The organism is Kitasatospora sp. NPDC048194 (genome assembly GCF_043202455.1).
In the GTDB taxonomy this organism is placed as follows: domain Bacteria; phylum Actinomycetota; class Actinomycetes; order Streptomycetales; family Streptomycetaceae; genus Kitasatospora.
This window is the reverse complement of record NZ_JBIDAK010000042.1, coordinates 17,501-31,822: the sequence shown is the minus strand read 5'-3', so window position 1 is coordinate 31,822 and position 14,322 is coordinate 17,501. Positions and strand designations below refer to the sequence as shown.

The 14,322-nt window shown below is 76.4% G+C and carries 12 protein-coding genes and 1 tRNA gene; 9 read left to right on the top strand and 4 right to left on the bottom strand.

The window, feature by feature from the left end; all coding sequences use genetic code 11:
- Positions 1 to 733 precede the first annotated feature (733 nt).
- From orn to ACGF07_RS32235, 4 genes are all read left to right on the top strand, one after another.
- Complete coding sequence (orn, locus tag ACGF07_RS32250; protein WP_350742658.1) at positions 734 to 1,336, top strand: oligoribonuclease; 603 nt, start codon at positions 734 to 736, stop codon at positions 1,334 to 1,336.
- A 357-nt stretch (positions 1,337 to 1,693) separates the two neighbouring features.
- Positions 1,694 to 1,769, top strand: a tRNA-His gene (locus ACGF07_RS32245).
- A 132-nt stretch (positions 1,770 to 1,901) separates the two neighbouring features.
- Entirely contained in the window at positions 1,902 to 2,348 is a 447-nt protein-coding gene (locus tag ACGF07_RS32240) for a DUF4442 domain-containing protein (RefSeq protein ID WP_392904612.1), read from the top strand.
- 111 nt (positions 2,349 to 2,459) lie between these two features.
- Positions 2,460 to 3,347 (top strand): hypothetical protein, encoded by an 888-nt coding sequence (locus ACGF07_RS32235; RefSeq protein WP_392904610.1) that lies wholly within the window; start codon positions 2,460 to 2,462, stop codon positions 3,345 to 3,347.
- Between the two features lie 346 nt (positions 3,348 to 3,693).
- Here ACGF07_RS32235 and ACGF07_RS32230 read toward each other — a convergent pair whose 3' ends face one another.
- Entirely contained in the window at positions 3,694 to 4,599 is a 906-nt protein-coding gene (locus tag ACGF07_RS32230) for a spermidine synthase (RefSeq protein WP_392904607.1), read from the bottom strand.
- Positions 4,600 to 4,705: 106 nt separating this feature from the next.
- Positions 4,706 to 5,218 carry a hypothetical protein gene (locus ACGF07_RS32225; RefSeq protein ID WP_392904605.1) on the bottom strand — a complete coding sequence of 171 codons (513 nt, stop codon included), beginning with the start codon at positions 5,216 to 5,218 and terminating at the stop codon, positions 4,706 to 4,708.
- 263 nt (positions 5,219 to 5,481) lie between these two features.
- Between ACGF07_RS32225 and ACGF07_RS32220 the strand changes: the two genes are divergently transcribed.
- Positions 5,482 to 7,113: a tetratricopeptide repeat protein gene (locus ACGF07_RS32220; protein WP_392904602.1), complete on the top strand. Its 1,632-nt coding sequence runs from the start codon at positions 5,482 to 5,484 to the stop codon at positions 7,111 to 7,113.
- A 151-nt stretch (positions 7,114 to 7,264) separates the two neighbouring features.
- On the opposite strand, the gene ACGF07_RS32215 is transcribed toward ACGF07_RS32220, so the two are convergent.
- A complete protein-coding gene (locus tag ACGF07_RS32215) occupies positions 7,265 to 7,927 on the bottom strand; it encodes a histidine phosphatase family protein (protein WP_392904600.1) in 663 nt (220 codons plus the stop codon).
- 363 nt (positions 7,928 to 8,290) lie between these two features.
- Positions 8,291 to 9,172 carry an SDR family oxidoreductase gene (locus ACGF07_RS32210; protein ID WP_392904597.1) on the bottom strand — a complete coding sequence of 294 codons (882 nt, stop codon included), beginning with the start codon at positions 9,170 to 9,172 and terminating at the stop codon, positions 8,291 to 8,293.
- 85 nt (positions 9,173 to 9,257) lie between these two features.
- On the opposite strand from ACGF07_RS32210, the gene ACGF07_RS32205 reads away from it, so the two are divergent.
- The 4 genes from ACGF07_RS32205 to ACGF07_RS32190 all read left to right on the top strand — a co-directional run bounded on the left by ACGF07_RS32205 (position 9,258) and on the right by ACGF07_RS32190 (position 14,317).
- Complete coding sequence (locus ACGF07_RS32205) at positions 9,258 to 9,839, top strand: helix-turn-helix domain-containing protein (RefSeq protein WP_350747660.1); 582 nt, start codon at positions 9,258 to 9,260, stop codon at positions 9,837 to 9,839.
- A gap of 175 nt (positions 9,840 to 10,014) precedes the next feature.
- Positions 10,015 to 11,271: a hypothetical protein gene (locus ACGF07_RS32200; RefSeq protein WP_392904594.1), complete on the top strand. Its 1,257-nt coding sequence runs from the start codon at positions 10,015 to 10,017 to the stop codon at positions 11,269 to 11,271.
- Positions 11,268 to 12,887 (top strand): hypothetical protein, encoded by a 1,620-nt coding sequence (locus ACGF07_RS32195; RefSeq protein ID WP_392904592.1) that lies wholly within the window; start codon positions 11,268 to 11,270, stop codon positions 12,885 to 12,887. The genes ACGF07_RS32200 and ACGF07_RS32195 overlap by 4 nt, the downstream gene beginning before the upstream one ends.
- The gene (locus ACGF07_RS32190; RefSeq protein WP_392904591.1) at positions 12,887 to 14,317 is read left to right on the top strand and encodes an AAA family ATPase; all 1,431 of its coding nucleotides are present in this window, start codon (positions 12,887 to 12,889) and stop codon (positions 14,315 to 14,317) included. Before ACGF07_RS32195 ends, ACGF07_RS32190 begins: the two co-directional genes overlap by 1 nt.
- The last annotated feature ends 5 nt before the right edge of the window (positions 14,318 to 14,322 follow it).

Genomic DNA, 14,322 nt, shown 5'->3' with positions numbered 1-14,322 from the left:
GTCAGCCCGGCCAGCACGGTCAGGCGGGACAGCACGGGCAGCAGGGCCAGCACGGGCAGCAGGTCGTCCCCGGGCAGCCGGTGCTACACGGCCACGCCGGTCCGTACGGGCCGGGGCAGGCCGGGACGTCGACCGCCCCGGGCTTCCACACCCGCGCGGGCCAGCCCTATCCGCACCAGCAGGCCGGGCAGCAGCCGCACTCCGGGCAGCAGGGTGCGGCGCGCGGTCCGGTGCGGGCTCCGCTGGTGCCGCCGCAGGCGGGGCCGGGTGCGGGGCGTCCGCCGCGGACGGCCGAGCACGCGGCGGCCGAGGACGGCCACCCCCAGCCGGGGGCGCGCGGTCAGGGTCAGGGTCACCGCAGTGCGGTGGAACGGCCCGGGGACGAGCCGGGTGCGGCCGGGCGCCCGCACGGTGCGCCGGGCGGCCGGGTGCCGACCACCGCCGCCGGGCAGTCGGCGGCCGGGGCGGGCGAGCTCCGGGGCCGGCAGTCCCGGGCGCCGCAGGCACGCCCCCAGGGCGGTCGCACCGCGGCGCCGGACGGCGGACGGACACCCCGCGAGGGGCGCCCCGCACGGGACGGCCACGGCGGCCGCGGTGCCCGGGACGGCGAGCACCCGGACGGCCGGGGCCCGCACGGCGAGGCGGAGGAGCGTCAGGCCGAGGGGGTCGCTCCGGCGCCGCGCTCGGCTCCAGCGGTGCCCGCGGCGCGTGATCGCGCCGTAGGGTGAGTTGCGTGAATGACCGTTTGGTATGGATCGACTGTGAAATGACGGGCCTCGACCTCGACCGGGACGCCCTGGTCGAGGTCGCGGTGCTGGTGACGGACTCCGAGCTGAACATCCTCGGCGAGGGCGTGGACGTCATCATCCGCCCTCCCGCGGAGGCGCTGGCGAACATGCCCGAGGTGGTGCGCGAGATGCACACCTCCTCGGGTCTGCTGGAGGAGCTGGAGCAGGGCGTGACCCTGGCCGAGGCCGAGGAGCGGGTCCTCGCGTACGTGCGCGAGCACGTGCCGGAGGCCGGGAAGACGCCGCTGTGCGGCAACTCGGTGGCCACCGACCGCGGCTTCCTGGCCCGGGATATGCCGGCCCTGGAGAAGCACCTGCACTACCGGATCGTGGACGTCTCCTCGATCAAGGAGCTCGCCCGCCGCTGGTACCCGAAGGCGTACTACAACAGCCCGCGCAAGGGCGGGAACCACCGGGCGCTCGCCGACATCCGCGAGAGCATCGACGAACTGCGGTACTACCGCGAGGCGGTGTTCGTGCCGCAGCCCGGCCCGGACGCCGATACCGCGCGCGCCATCGCCGAGAAGTACCAGGCCCCGGCCGGCTGAGCCCGCCGGCGCGACCGGTCCTGCCGGCGACCGGCCTGACCCGGCGCGGGCGACGACCCCTGTCGCGGCGACCGAACCGCCCGGTCCGGTCGGCCGACCGGGCCGGTCCCGACCGGCCGAGCCCGACCCGCCCGACCCGGCCTCGCCGAGGCCCGAGGGTTCCGCCGAGGCCCTACGGCTCCGCCGACGCCCAGGCCCGTCGGCCGCCGCGACAGGGGTCGCCCGAACGGTCCTGCGGGGCCGGAGGGGGTGCCCGCGTCCGCCGGAACGAAACCCTGGCGCGAGCACCCTCTCGGATCCTGTAGAGTTCTTCCTGTCGGAACGGGAACGCGAGAGCGGGAACGGACCGGACAGATGGTGGGTGTAGCTCAGTTGGTAGAGCACCTGGTTGTGGTCCAGGTGGTCGCGGGTTCGAGTCCCGTCACTCACCCCAGAGCCCGAGGGGCCGATCTCTTCAAGAGGTCGGCCCCTCGGGCGTTTTCGCATGGCCTCAGTTGTGCACGGTGGTCAGGGATTTCCGCTCGGCCCCTGCCGCAGGAAGCTACCGGCTAGTAACATCGTCGCCATGACCACTCCTTCGATCGGCCAGATGCTCGACGCCACGGTGCCGATGGCGCACACCCTGAAGCTCGAGTACCTGGAGACCACCCCGGAGCGCGCCGTCCTCCGGCTGCCCGACCAGCCCGCGTACCACAACCACGTCGGCGGCCCGCACGCCGGCGCGATGTTCACGCTCGCCGAGTCCGCCAGCGGCTGCATCGTGCTCGCCGCCTTCGGGGACCAGCTGTCCCGCGCCGTTCCGCTCGCCGTGAACGCCGAGATCGCCTACAAGAAGCTGGCCATGGGCGACGTCACCGCCACCGCCGTGCTCGGCCGCCCGGCCGCCGAGGTCGTCGCCGAGCTGGACGCCGGCGGCCGTCCCGAGTTCCCGGTCACCGTCGAGATCACCCGCGCCGATGGCGCCGTCACCGGTGTGATGACGGTCACCTGGACCCTGCGCCCCAACTCCTGATCCCCGCGCGGTCGGTGGGGCCCCGGGTTGACCGGCCCGGGGCCACCGGCGCGATGACTGTCCGTGACGGCGGGCGTGACCTCGGCGCCCGTCCGCTCGTTCTCAATTCACATGCGAGCCAATCACGCGACGAAGCCCCTGGAACCCGTCCGCCGCGGCATCGCCGGAGCGGGACGGGCGCTCGCCCGGTGGCTGCCCCGCCCAGGCACCGTCGCCGCCGGAGGGGCCCTGCTCGCACAACTCTGGGGCGTGGGGGCGCCGGGCGCGTACGCCGCCCCGGTCGAACCGCCACGCGGACAGACCCAGCCCGCCGTCCGCGGCGCCCTGCGCGGCGGCCCGGTGATCGACGGCCAGTCAGCCGTCCGTCCGCCGGCCCCGGCCCCGACATCCATCCCGCCGTCGGCCTCGACGTCGGGCTCCCCGGGGCTCGCCGGGGAGCTGACCGGCGTGGCGCCGGTCAGCGGAGCCGGCGGCGGGATCGGCGGCGTCCTCCAGCAGCGCATCCGGGACGGCGGACTGCCCCTCCCCGGGCAGCAGGCCGCGGTGCCCGACGCCTTCGCGCTCGCCTCCGGACTGCTCGGCAGCGCCCCCGCCCAGGACCGCCCGGCCGAGGGCCGGGCCTCCCGCGCCGGCGAGCCCGCCGAACCGCCCACCGACGCGCAGCCGGGCGACCGGCGGCCCGTGCCCCAGCCCGGGTCCGGGACGGCGGACGCTCCGCCGGTCCAGGAGGCGGCGGTCCACGAGGAGCAGGACGCGGTGGAGCCGGCCGACGCGGCAGGCGCCGCAGCCCCCGCCACCTCCTCCGCGTCGTCCGGCGAACCCGCCACCCCGGCGGAGGGCGGGCAGCCCGAGACGCTTGCCCTGGCCGACACCTCGACCGAGACGGCCGTCGACGACGGCTCCGCGACGGCCACCGCGGTGCTCGCTCCCATCGCCGCCGGGCTGCTGCTCACCGGCGCCGCAATGTTCAAGCACCGCGGACTGCCGCGCGGGCACTGATCGACGGCCGGCCCACGGACCGAGCCCGCGCTCCTGCGCATCGCAGCGCGAGCCGCCGGAACCTGACCCGGCGGGCGAGCTCTCGTCGGCAGGCTCCACCGTCCCGGCGCGCTCCGCCCGGCGCCGAGAGTGAGGCGGCACGAGCGAGGCGACACGAGCGGAGGGCGAGGCGGCGCCTGCCCGGTGCTCGGGCCTCGCCGCCGTGCAGGGCGGAACAGGACCGGTCAGCGCCACCGCGCCCGCCCGCGGCGGCCGTCAACGCCCTCCGCGGTGGCCAACCCCCGTCAGCGGTTGCCCCTGCCGTCAGCGGCCGGCAGAGGCCCGGCCCTTCGCAGAAGACCGGCCGTCAGCGGAAGACGCCCGGCGGAGGGGCCGGGGACGGCGCGGCGGTGGCGTCCGTGGCCGGAACCGCCCCGGCGGTGAAGTCGCTGAGCGCACGCCCGTGTTCGACCCGCCCGTGGGCGGAGTCGGAGGCGACGCGACGGGTGAGGTCGGGAACGGGGAGCGGTGTGTGGGCCGCGGCGAGGACCAGGTTGCCGAAACGCTTGCCGCGCAGCACCGCCGGGTCGGCGACCAGGCAGAGTTCGGGGAAGACCGCGGCCAGGGTGGCGACCTGGGAGCGGGCGAAGGGCAGGGCCGCGCCGTCGGCGATGTTGGCGGTGTACCAGCCGCCGGGGGCGAGCGCGCGGGCCGCCAGGGCGGTGAACTCGACGGTGGTGCAGTGCGCCGGGGTGCGGGCGCCGGAGAAGACGTCGGCGATGACCAGGTCGACGCTGCCTTCGGGGGTGCGCTCCAGCACGCTGCGGGCGTCCGCGCCGCGCACCTTGATCTGCCAGCCGCGTTCCAACGGGAGTTCGGTGCGGACGAGTTCGGTGAGTGCGGTGTCGATCTCGGCGACCTGCTGGCGCGAGCGCGGTCGGGTGGCGGCCACGTAACGGGCCAGGGTGAGGGCACCGCCGCCCAGGTGCAGCACGGTCAGCGGGCGGCCGGGCGGGGCGGCGAGGTCGATCAGGTGGCCGAGCCGGCGCTGGTACTCGAAGCCGAGGTGGGTCGGGTCGGCGAGGTCGACCATGGACTGCGGGGCGCCGTCGATGAGCAGCGTCCAGGCGGCGGAGCGGTCGCGGTCGGGGCGCAGTTCGGCCGTGCCGGAGCCGACGGGGCGGGTGAGCGGGCCCTGGGCGTGGGTGCGGCCGCCCGGCCCGGTGGTGACCGCCGGTTCCGGGCCGCGCACGGCTCTGCTGCTTCGTCCCATGGCGGCCATTATCGCCGCCGCAGGGCGACACCCCTGGTCCGGGGCGTGCCGCAGGGGCCCGGCCGGGGACGGTACGGGGCCCGGCCGGGTCCTCGCGGCACGCCGGTCAGAACGGGCCGAGACCGCCCGCGGTGAGCGTGCAGGCGGCCTCGCAGAGGGCGGAGCGGAGCACCCAGGCGTCGGTGGGGCGGACGGCACGGCCGGCGCCGGCGGGCGGGATCACCCAGCACGGGTCGCCGGCGGCCGGCACCAGCGCGCCGGCCGTACAGGAGCTGCCGGGCAGGTGCCACGTCTCCCAGGTGCCGGCGGGGACGAGGAAGGAGACGGCGCTGCCGTCGCGGCTCTGCAGGACGGCTCCGCAGGCGCGTCGCAGACGCAGGATGTCGACCGCTTCCAGGCCGTGCCGGAGGGCGACCGTCACGGTGTCGCAGGTGGTGACGAGGGTGCCCTGCTCGGGAGCGGCGGCGTCCCGGCGCCGGCCGCCGCAGGGGCCGCAGCCGCCGCCGACCTGGCCCCCGCCCGGGAAGCGGTCGTCGGCGGGGTCGGGGAGCAGGGCGGGGGCGGCGCCGGCGAGCACGCCCCCGGGGACGGGTCGGTACTGCGGCAGTCCGGTGGCCATCACGGGCCCTCCTGTACCTCGTCGGGGTCGGAAGCGCGGCCGCCGGAGGTGGGGCGCCGGGGCGGGGACGGGCCGGGGACGGCCTGGGCTTCCACGTATCAGGACAACGCGGAGATGGCACCCGAGGCCACGGGGCGCCTTACAGCAAGGCATGGCATTTCATGGCGGATATCCCGCAACAACGCCCGGTTTGTGCGGAATTGACGGCCGATGTCCCACAAACCGACTGTGGCCGGTCGGTAACTCCGAGTACTCTCGCCCCCATGGCAGCCACCCCACCGGCCGAGCCGAACCGACCGTCCCCCAACACCGTGATGCGCGCACTGCGCGGCGACCGCTCACCCGGCGAGTTCGCCATGGCCGTGCGACGGGCAGCCCGCGAGATCGGCGAGCACGTGTCCTGCGACGCCCGCTACATCGGGCGCATCGAGTCCGGTGAGATCCGCTGCCCCAACTACGCCTACGAGCGGGTCTTCCGGCACATGTGGCCGGGCCGCACCCTCACCGACCTCGGCTTCGCACCTCGCGCCGCCGTCCGCCGCCGCTCGGCGGACGGCGGCGGGGCGGCCGGGGCGGCGGAGGCGCCCCCGCTCCGCTCCGTGCTCCACCCGCCGTTCCCGCCCCTGCCAGCCCCGCGCCCACCGCTCTCCACCCAACTCCCGTACGCTGCCTCGCCGTACCCGGATCCAGCCGCTCCGGACGGGCCCCCGTGGCCGAGGGCCGGCGCGGTGCCCAGGGGGCCCGACGGATCGCCCTATCTCGACGAGGAGAACGACGACGTGCGTCGCCGTACGTTCCTGGCCGGCGGCTCGACCGCGCTGGCCACCGTGATCGGCATCGACCGGCCGGCCGCGGCCGGTCCGGTGACCGGCGCCGGCTCCCGACCGGCCGCCCGCCAAGGTGCCGTCCCGGGTGCGGAGTTCACCGCACCCGCGCTGCTCGGCCTGGAGCCGGTGGTGCCGGGCCGCCCCGGGCCGGTCCCGCCGCCCCGCAAGGTGGGCGCCGCCGAAGTGCTCGGCGTCGAACGGGCCGTCCGGGAGATCCGACTGGCCGACGACGCCCACGGCGCCGACGCCCTGTACGACATGGCCGGGCAGTCGCTGCGGACCGCCTACGTCCTGCTGAACGAGGGCGAGTACACCGCCGAGACGGAGCGCAGGCTCCAGGCGGGAGCGGGCGAACTAGCCATCTCGGTGGGCTGGTTGGCACACGACTCGAACCGGCTCGCGGACGCCCGCTCGTTCTACGCGGAGGCGCTCGCCACCGCCCGGATGGCCGGGGACTCCGCCCTGGAGGCGCACGTCTTCTGCAACAGCGCATTCCTCGCCCGGGACGCCGGGCGCCCGCGCGAGGCACTCCGTGCCGCACAGGCCGGGCAGTCCGCCGCCCGGCACCTGGACTCCGACCGGCTGCTCGCCCTGCTGGCGATGCGCGAGGCCGGCGCCTGGGCCCTGCTGCGGGACCGCCCCGCCTGCGAACGCGCGCTCGCCCGGGCGTACACGCTGTTCGACCGGGGTCCCTGCGAGGCCGATCCGGAGTGGATGACCTTCTTCGGCGAGGCGGAGATCGCCGGTCTGCAGTCGCAGTGCTGGTCCGCGCTCGGCGACTGGGACCGCGCCAGCGAGCAGGCCGCGCTCGCCATAGCGCTGCAGGAGCCGCACTTCGTCCGCAACCGGGTGCTGTACACCGCCGAGCTGGCCCACGACCGGCTCGGCCGGGGGGACCTGGCGGGCGCGGCGCACCACGGCTCGGCCGCCGTCGCCCTGTTCGGCGAGGTCCGCTCGGCCCGGATCCGCAGCATGCTGGCGGACACCGCGGGACGGCTGCGTCCGCACGCCAGGGTGCCCGAGGTCCGCCGCTTCCTGGCCGGCTACGACCAGGCCGCGGCAGCCTGAGCGGCGGCGGGCCCGGGCCTGCCGACCAGCAGCCTGGCGACCGGGGGTCCGGCGAGCCGGGACCCGGCTACCCGAGGCCCGGCGGGCTCGGCAGAGCGGGCAGCGCTCAGCCGGGTCTGGCCGGTCAGGCCGGCCATCCCGGCCGGTGGGGTCAGTGCCCCGGCTTGAAGCCGAGTCCTTCCAGGTGGGACAGGTCGTTCCACACCTCGACCGCCGGAGCGCCGTACTCCCAGGACAGCACGGACAGCGCCGCCGTCCCGAGCTTGAACCGCTGGGCGAACTCGGGCGGCAGACCCAGCCAGCGGGCGGTCAGGATGCGCAGGAGGTGGCCGTGCGCGAACACGATGACGTCCTGGTCCGCGCAGTGCATCACGGTGGTGTCCGGCTGCGGGACGCCGTGCTCGTCCTTGAGGCCGGCGAGGAAGGAGTCCACTCGGGCGGCCACCTCGGAGAGCTTCTCGCCGCCGGGCACCCCGTCGCGCCAGATCAGCCAGCCCGGGTGGTCGGTGGCCCGGATGTCCGCTCCGGTGCGGCCCTCGTACTGGCCGTAATCCCACTCCAGCAGCTCGGGGCGCTCAACCGCGCGGTCCCCGAAACCGGCCAGTTCGCAGGTCTCCTCGGCCCGGCCGAGCGGGCTGGTGTAGACGAGCGCGCCCGGCAGCCCGTTCCAGGGCGCCTTGGCGAGTCGGGCGCCGAGCGCCCGGGCCATCGCGCGGCCCTGCTCGGTCAGCGGGATGTCGGTGCGGCCGGTGTGGCGGCCGGTGGCCGACCACTCGGTCTCACCGTGGCGGACCAGCACGATTCGGGCGGGCATGGGAGGGCTCCTCGCAACGGGGCGGTCAACGGTCGGTCTCACCCTTGAGCACCGGGCTCCATGATCCCCCACCCGGGCGGCGGCCACGAGGGCGGGCCCGGTGACCGGCCGTTTCAGTGGTCGGCCGAGGTGGTCGCCACTGCCGAGCATCGGCTCGTCCGGGGCCTGCCCGGCGGCCGGCCGGACCCGGACGAGCAGGGCCCGGACGGGCGGTACCCGGACGCACCGGACCCGGGCGGGCGGGACCTCGGGCGGACGAGCCGGACCCGAGGGGGCGGGACCTCGGGCGGACGCGCAGTGCGGACGGACGAACTCACGCGCGTACGGGCCTGCCGTCGGGCGCCGGCCGACCCGGCGGTCCCCTCAGGCTCCGATGTTCTCCAGGTCGTCGAGCAGGCTCGGCTGCGTCGGCTCCCAGCCGAGGGCACTGCGGGTGTGACCGCTGGACGCGGGCTGGTCGGTCGCGAAGATCGGGCCGAGGGGCCCGAAACCGTCCTGCGGGACCGGCTGGACCGGCAGGCCGAGCCGCCGCCCGATGACCGCGGCGATGTCGCGCACCGCGTCGCCTTCGTCGGCGACGGCGTGCCACGCCGTTCCGGCCGGGGCCTTCTCCAGCGCGAGACGGAACAGCCGGGCGGCGTCGAGCGCGTGGACGGCGGGCCAGCGCTGCGCGCCGTCTCCGGGGTAGCCGGCGACTCCGGTACGGCGGGCGATGTCGGTGAGCAGTCCGGCGAATCCGCCCTGGCCCTGGTTGTGGACGGTGCGCGGCAGCCGCACCTCCGAGCTGCGCACGCCCTGCGCGGCGAGGGCGAGCGCGCGGTTCACCGACGTGCTGCGTCCGCCGACCGGCCCGTCCAAGGGCAGCGGGTCCTCCTCGGTCGAGGCGCGCCCCGGCACGTGGGGCGTGCCGGACACGGTGACGAGCGGGCGGTCCGTACCGATGAGGGCGTCACCGAGCGCCGCGAGCGCGGCACCTTCTTCGGCGACCGCGCGCGCGAGCGCCTCGGGCGAGCTGAAGTCGTGGTTGAAGGCGAGGTGGATGACGCCGTCCGCCCGATCCGCGCCGGTCCGCAGCACGTCGAGGTCGGTGAGACCGCCACGGAGCACGTCGGCTCCCGCGGCTTCGGCGCGGGCCGCGGAGGCGTCGGAACGGGCGAGGGCGGTGACGGAATGGCCTGCGTCGAGCAGTTCTGCGACGACGGCGGAGCCGATCAGACCCGTTCCGCCGGTGATGAAGACGCGCATGGCAAGCTCCAGGGGAGTGATGCGACTGGTGTCCCATCACCGTACACCGCGATGGGACGGATGTCGCATCACTTAGGATGGCCGTATGCCGAGATGGAAACCGGATGCCCGGCAGCGCCTGGTCGTGGCAGCGCTGAGCCTGTTCGCCGAGCAGGGCTATGACGACACGACGGTCACGCAGATCTCCGAGCGCGCGGGGCTCACCCGGAGCACCTTCTTCCGCCACTTCTCCGACAAGCGGGAGATCCTCACGGCGGGACAGACGACGCTCAGCCGCCTGCTGGCCGAGGGCATCGAAGCCGCCCCGGCGGACGCGACACCGCTGACGGCCGTCGCGGCCGGCCTGGAACGCGCCTCGGGCGAGATGACCTCGTTCAACCGCGAGCTCAGCCCGCTGCTGCACGCCGCGATCGAGGCCAACGAGGAGTTGCAGCGGCGCGACGCGCTGAAGAGCATCGGCATGGCCGCGGCCATGGTCGACGCGCTGGGGCGGCGGGGCGTGCCGGAGTCCACGGCGCAGGTGGCCGCCGGGCTCGGCGTGCTCGCGTTCAGGCTCGGGTACACCCGGTGGGCCGACCCCGCCCGCGACGAGGACCCCGGCGAGCTGGCGACCTTCACCCGAGCCGCCTTCGACGAACTCCGCGCGGCAGCCGCGGAGCTCCGCTAGCACCCGCAGTCGCCCCCTCGGCGGCGGACCGCAGCAACGATGCGCCGTCCCGACCCCCGCACACCGCCCCGACCACCCAACGCACCGCTCCGACCCCTCCCCGCGCACCGTTTCCGGCCGGAACGCGCCGGTCCGCCCCGCGTTGTCGGACCCGGATGCGACACTGGGCCGCACCATGAACGCCTCGACGAACGTCCCGCTCAGCGGGCCCGCTGAGCCGCTCGCCCAGCGGCTCGCCGAGCTGCGCGGACCGGCCCCCCAGCGCAGTCTGAACGCCCGCGCCCTCGCCGCGCTCGCCGCCAATCCGGGCTGTCACCGCCGCGCGGTGCTGGACGCGGTCGGGGTCGACAAGTCGGCGCTGGCCGCGCGGCTCGGCCGGCCCGCGCCCTTCGGCCAGTCACCCTTCGCGATCGCCCGTGGCGTGATCTTCGAGTCCCGGCTGAAGGCGGACGACTACTCGGCGCTGCTGGAGCCGCTGCGCGCCCACCTCGGCGTCCCGGCCGACGACCGCGCCCCGCTGTCGGTGCCCGACCTGCTGCACCGCTCCGGCCCGGCCGTCCGCGCCGACCGGACGGCCCAGGCGCTGGCCGCGGCAGCGGCCGAGCCTCAGGCCTGGACGCTGCTGGACCACCCGATGCTGCGCCTGGAGGTCGCGGGCGGCACCGCCTACCTGGAGCCGGACGCCCTGGTGGTGCACGGCGGGCGCTGCACGGTGGTCGAGATCAAGTCCTTCCCGGTGCTGGACGGCGGCGCCGACCCGGCGAAGGTCGGCGCCGCGGCCCGCCAGGCGGCGGTGTACGTGCTGGCGCTGCAGCGGACCGCCGCCGCGGCCGCCGGGCAGGCGCCGCCCGACGACCCGTACACCGATCAGCGGCTACCGGGCAGCCCCCGCACCACCGTGCTGCTGGTCTGCCCGAAGGACTTCGGCAACCGGCCGACGGCCGTCGCCGTCGACGTCCGCCGCGAGCTGGCCGTCACCCACCGCCAGCTGAGCCGGATGACCGGCATCGAGCGGCTGCTGGACGCCCTGCCGCCGGGCACCGACTTCGACCTGGCCACCGACGAGGACGGCACCCCGGCCCGCACCGCCGAGCAGCTGACCGCCGCGGTGGAGGCCGTCCCCGCGGCGTACAGCCCGGACTGCCTCTCCACCTGCGAACTCGGCTTCCACTGCCGCGCCCGGGCCCGCTGCGACGACAGGGTCGAGCAGCTCGGCCGGGGGGTGCGCGGGGAGCTGGGCAGCATCCGTACGGTCACCGAGGCGCTGGCCGCAGCCTCCGGCAGGGGCACCGCCGGTGCGGCCCCCGGCCCCGGCGACGACATTGCCGCCGAGCGCGGCACGGGCGAGTACGGCCCGGCCGAGTACGACGCGGCCGAGCGCCTCGCCTACGCGGCCGCCCTGCGCGCGGAAGCACTCGGTGGCCCGGCATGAGCCTGCTCACCACCCTCGCCCGGCTGGAGGCCGTCCGCAGCGGGCGCGCCGAGCCGCTGGCCACCGTCCGGCACCGGCACCTCTCCGAGCGCCCGATGGTGCTGGTCCCGTTGGCCGCCGCCGGCGAGTCCGGCGCGCCGCTGGCCGTGATGCTGGGCACCGACCGGGACGCGCCCCGGCTGCACTTCGTCCCCCAGCCGCTCAACCGCGCCCTGCGGTTCGACTTCCTGGCCGAACTGGCCGCCGACCTGCTCCCGTACCTGGAGTCCTTCGCCGACGACGTCGAGCAGATCGAGGGCTCCGAGAAGGACCCGGAGACCGGCGAGAAGACCCAGGTCTTCCGCGAGCTGTGCAGCGACGCCCCGCAGCTGATCGTCCCCAACAGCGGGGGCGTGCGCCACCTCGCGCTGATCGGCCGCTCCACCCGGTTCCGCCGCACCGCCGAGGACGCCGACCCGGGCCCGTACCCGGCGCCCCTGCGGGTGCCGCTGCTCGGGCGCTGGCTCACCCACCTCACCGACCGCGCCCAGGTGCCCGGCTCCAGCCTGCTGCTGCCGATGACCGGCCTGCTCGCCCGGCACTGGGCCACCGGCCAGAGCCATCTGGAGGACCAGCACCTGGCCGCCCAGCTGGCCTGGCACGACCCGCCGCCCGGTCTGACCGGCGCGCAGGCGGCCGAGCTGGCCGAGTCCGGCCGGGACGAGCAAGGCCTGCTGCTGCACCCGCCGGCCGGCCCGACCACCGACCCGCGCTTCGACGAGTTCGTGCTCGCCCCGGCGATCGCCCGCTACGACTCGGCCGTCACCGCCCTCCAGCACGGTGCGGACCAGCACGACGAGGTGGCCGCGGAGCGCGCCCGGGCGGCCGTCCGCTCGGCCGTCGACCAGCTGCGGGACGTGCTGAGCGCCGCCCTGCTGCCCACCTGGCGGGACGTCTGGCGGGGTCTGGACCTGCTGCGCGCCCTGCCGCCGGCCGGCCACCTGGAGGAGCGCTGGACCGGCGACCGCTGGTCCTACACCGGCCACCGGGACCGCCTGGCGGCCGGTGAGCCCCCGCAGCCCCGGCAGGACGACGCCGTCACCGCCGCCCGCAAACTCGCCCAGCGCGAGCGCGAGCAGGCGCGCCTGGACGTCCAGGAGGCGCTGGACGACCCGCTGGCGATGGCCGAGCACCGGCTCGCCGGTGAGGCGTTCAGCGGGGTGGTGACGGAGGTGGTGCCGGACTGGGACACCTCCGGCCGCTCCCCCAAGCCCCGCCCGCTGGTCACCGTGCGCACCGCCGACCGCCCGCACGCGGACCCCGGCCGGGAGGTGCACCGGGTGCACGGGCCGTCCGCGCAGCGGGCCGAGATCGTCGCGGTCGAGCCCGCCGAGGGCACCATCACCCTGCGGGTGCTGTCCGGCATGGGCCGCAAGAAGGAGCCCGAACCGGGCAGCCTGCCCGAGCCGGGCGAGCCGGTCACCTTCACCCTGTTCGAGCTGACGGTCCGCCAGTCCGCTCCGCTGCCCGAGCCGGACGACACCCCGTGGACCCACGGCGGCCCGCCCGGCGCCGCAGCCTCAGCCGCAGCCGCAGCCGCAGCCGCCCCGTCGACCGCCTCCGAGGAGTGGGAGTGATGGCCGGACCGACCCCCGACCAGGCCGGGACCCCGGCCCCCGGCCAGGCCGTGCCCCCGGGGGCGCTCCCCGAGCGGTCCCCGGGCGCCGAGTCCCCGGGCGCCGCCGCCGACGCCGCCGTGGCCCGGATCCTGGCGGCCACCGTCCACCCGGCGGTCGGCGCCCCGCGCGGCGTCGTGGTGGACTCGCCGCCCGGAGCCGGGAAGTCCACGCTGGTGGTGCGGGCCGCCCGCGAGCTGGTGGCGGCCGGCGAGCGGCTGATGATCGTGGCCCAGACCAACGGCCAGGTGGACGACCTGGTCGGCCGACTGGCCGAGAAGGCACCGGAGTTGACGATCGGCCGGCTGCACGCGGCGGACTCGGCGCCGGGCCCGGAGGTGTTGCGGCACGCCAACGTCACGCCCTCCGACAAGGTCGCCGACCTGGCCGGGCAGGACGTGGTGATCTCCACCTCCGCGAAGTGGCAGTGGGTCCGGGCGGAGGCGCCGTGGCGGCACGCGATCGTCGACGAGGCGTACCAGATGCGCTCGGACGCCCTCCTCGCGGTAGCCCGGCTGTTCGAGCGGGCGCTGTTCGTCGGCGATCCGGGCCAGCTGGACCCGTTCACCGTGGTCGGCACCGAGCAGTGGGCGGGCCTGTCCTACGACCCGTCCGGCAGCGCCGTGGTCACCCTGCTGGCACACAACCCGCAGATCGAGCCGCACCGGCTGCCGGTCTCCTGGCGGCTGCCCGCGAGCGCGGCGCCGCTGATCTCCCGGGCGTTCTACCCGTACACGCCGTTCCGCTCCGGCACCGGCCCGGACGACCGGCGGCTGACCGCCGCCGTCCGCCCCGACGGCTCGGCGCTGGACGCCGTGATCGACCGGGCCGCCGAGCACGGCTGGGCGCTGCTGGAACTGCCCGCCCGGCACACCGTACGGACCGATCCGCAGGCGGTGGCGGCCGTCGCGGCCACCGTCCGGCGGCTGCTGGAGCGCGGGCTGACGGCCCACTCCGAGCAGGGCCGGGCCCCGCTCACCGCGGACCGGGTCGCCGTCGGCACGGCGCACCGCGACCAGGCCGCAGCCGTCCGGGCGGCCCTGCTCAGGGCGGGCGTCCCGGTGGACGGCGCGGCCGGGCCGGCGGTGACCGTGGACACCGCCAACCGGCTGCAGGGCCGGGAGTACGACGTCACGGTGGTGCTGCACCCGCTCTCCGGGCGCCCGGACGCGACCGCCTTCCACCTGGAGACCGGTCGGCTCTGCGTGCTCGCCTCCCGGCACCGGCACGCCTGCATCGTGGTGGCCCGAGCCGGGATCGCCGAGCTGCTGGACGAACACCCCTCCACCGCGCCGGTCCAGTTGGGCGTCCCGGTGGCCTTCCCGGACGGCTGGGAGGCCAACCACCAGGTGCTCCAGCACCTCGGCGGCCACCGGGTCCGCCTGCGGTAGCCGCG

What these genes read in the sequence shown, in the direction of transcription:
- ACGF07_RS32190 (WP_392904591.1), top strand. Translation starts at nt 12,887, where the DNA reads ATGGCCGGACCGACCCCCGACCAGGCCGGGACCCCGGCCCCCGGCCAG.
- ACGF07_RS32220 (WP_392904602.1), top strand. Translation starts at nt 5,482, where the DNA reads ATGGCAGCCACCCCACCGGCCGAGCCGAACCGACCGTCCCCCAACACC.
- ACGF07_RS32205 (WP_350747660.1), top strand. Translation starts at nt 9,258, where the DNA reads ATGCCGAGATGGAAACCGGATGCCCGGCAGCGCCTGGTCGTGGCAGCG.
- ACGF07_RS32210 (WP_392904597.1), bottom strand. Translation starts at nt 9,172, where the DNA reads ATGCGCGTCTTCATCACCGGCGGAACGGGTCTGATCGGCTCCGCCGTC.
- ACGF07_RS32225 (WP_392904605.1), bottom strand. Translation starts at nt 5,218, where the DNA reads ATGGCCACCGGACTGCCGCAGTACCGACCCGTCCCCGGGGGCGTGCTC.
- ACGF07_RS32195 (WP_392904592.1), top strand. Translation starts at nt 11,268, where the DNA reads ATGAGCCTGCTCACCACCCTCGCCCGGCTGGAGGCCGTCCGCAGCGGG.
- ACGF07_RS32215 (WP_392904600.1), bottom strand. Translation starts at nt 7,927, where the DNA reads ATGCCCGCCCGAATCGTGCTGGTCCGCCACGGTGAGACCGAGTGGTCG.
- ACGF07_RS32200 (WP_392904594.1), top strand. Translation starts at nt 10,015, where the DNA reads ATGAACGCCTCGACGAACGTCCCGCTCAGCGGGCCCGCTGAGCCGCTC.
- ACGF07_RS32230 (WP_392904607.1), bottom strand. Translation starts at nt 4,599, where the DNA reads ATGGGACGAAGCAGCAGAGCCGTGCGCGGCCCGGAACCGGCGGTCACC.
- ACGF07_RS32235 (WP_392904610.1), top strand. Translation starts at nt 2,460, where the DNA reads ATGCGAGCCAATCACGCGACGAAGCCCCTGGAACCCGTCCGCCGCGGC.
- ACGF07_RS32240 (WP_392904612.1), top strand. Translation starts at nt 1,902, where the DNA reads ATGACCACTCCTTCGATCGGCCAGATGCTCGACGCCACGGTGCCGATG.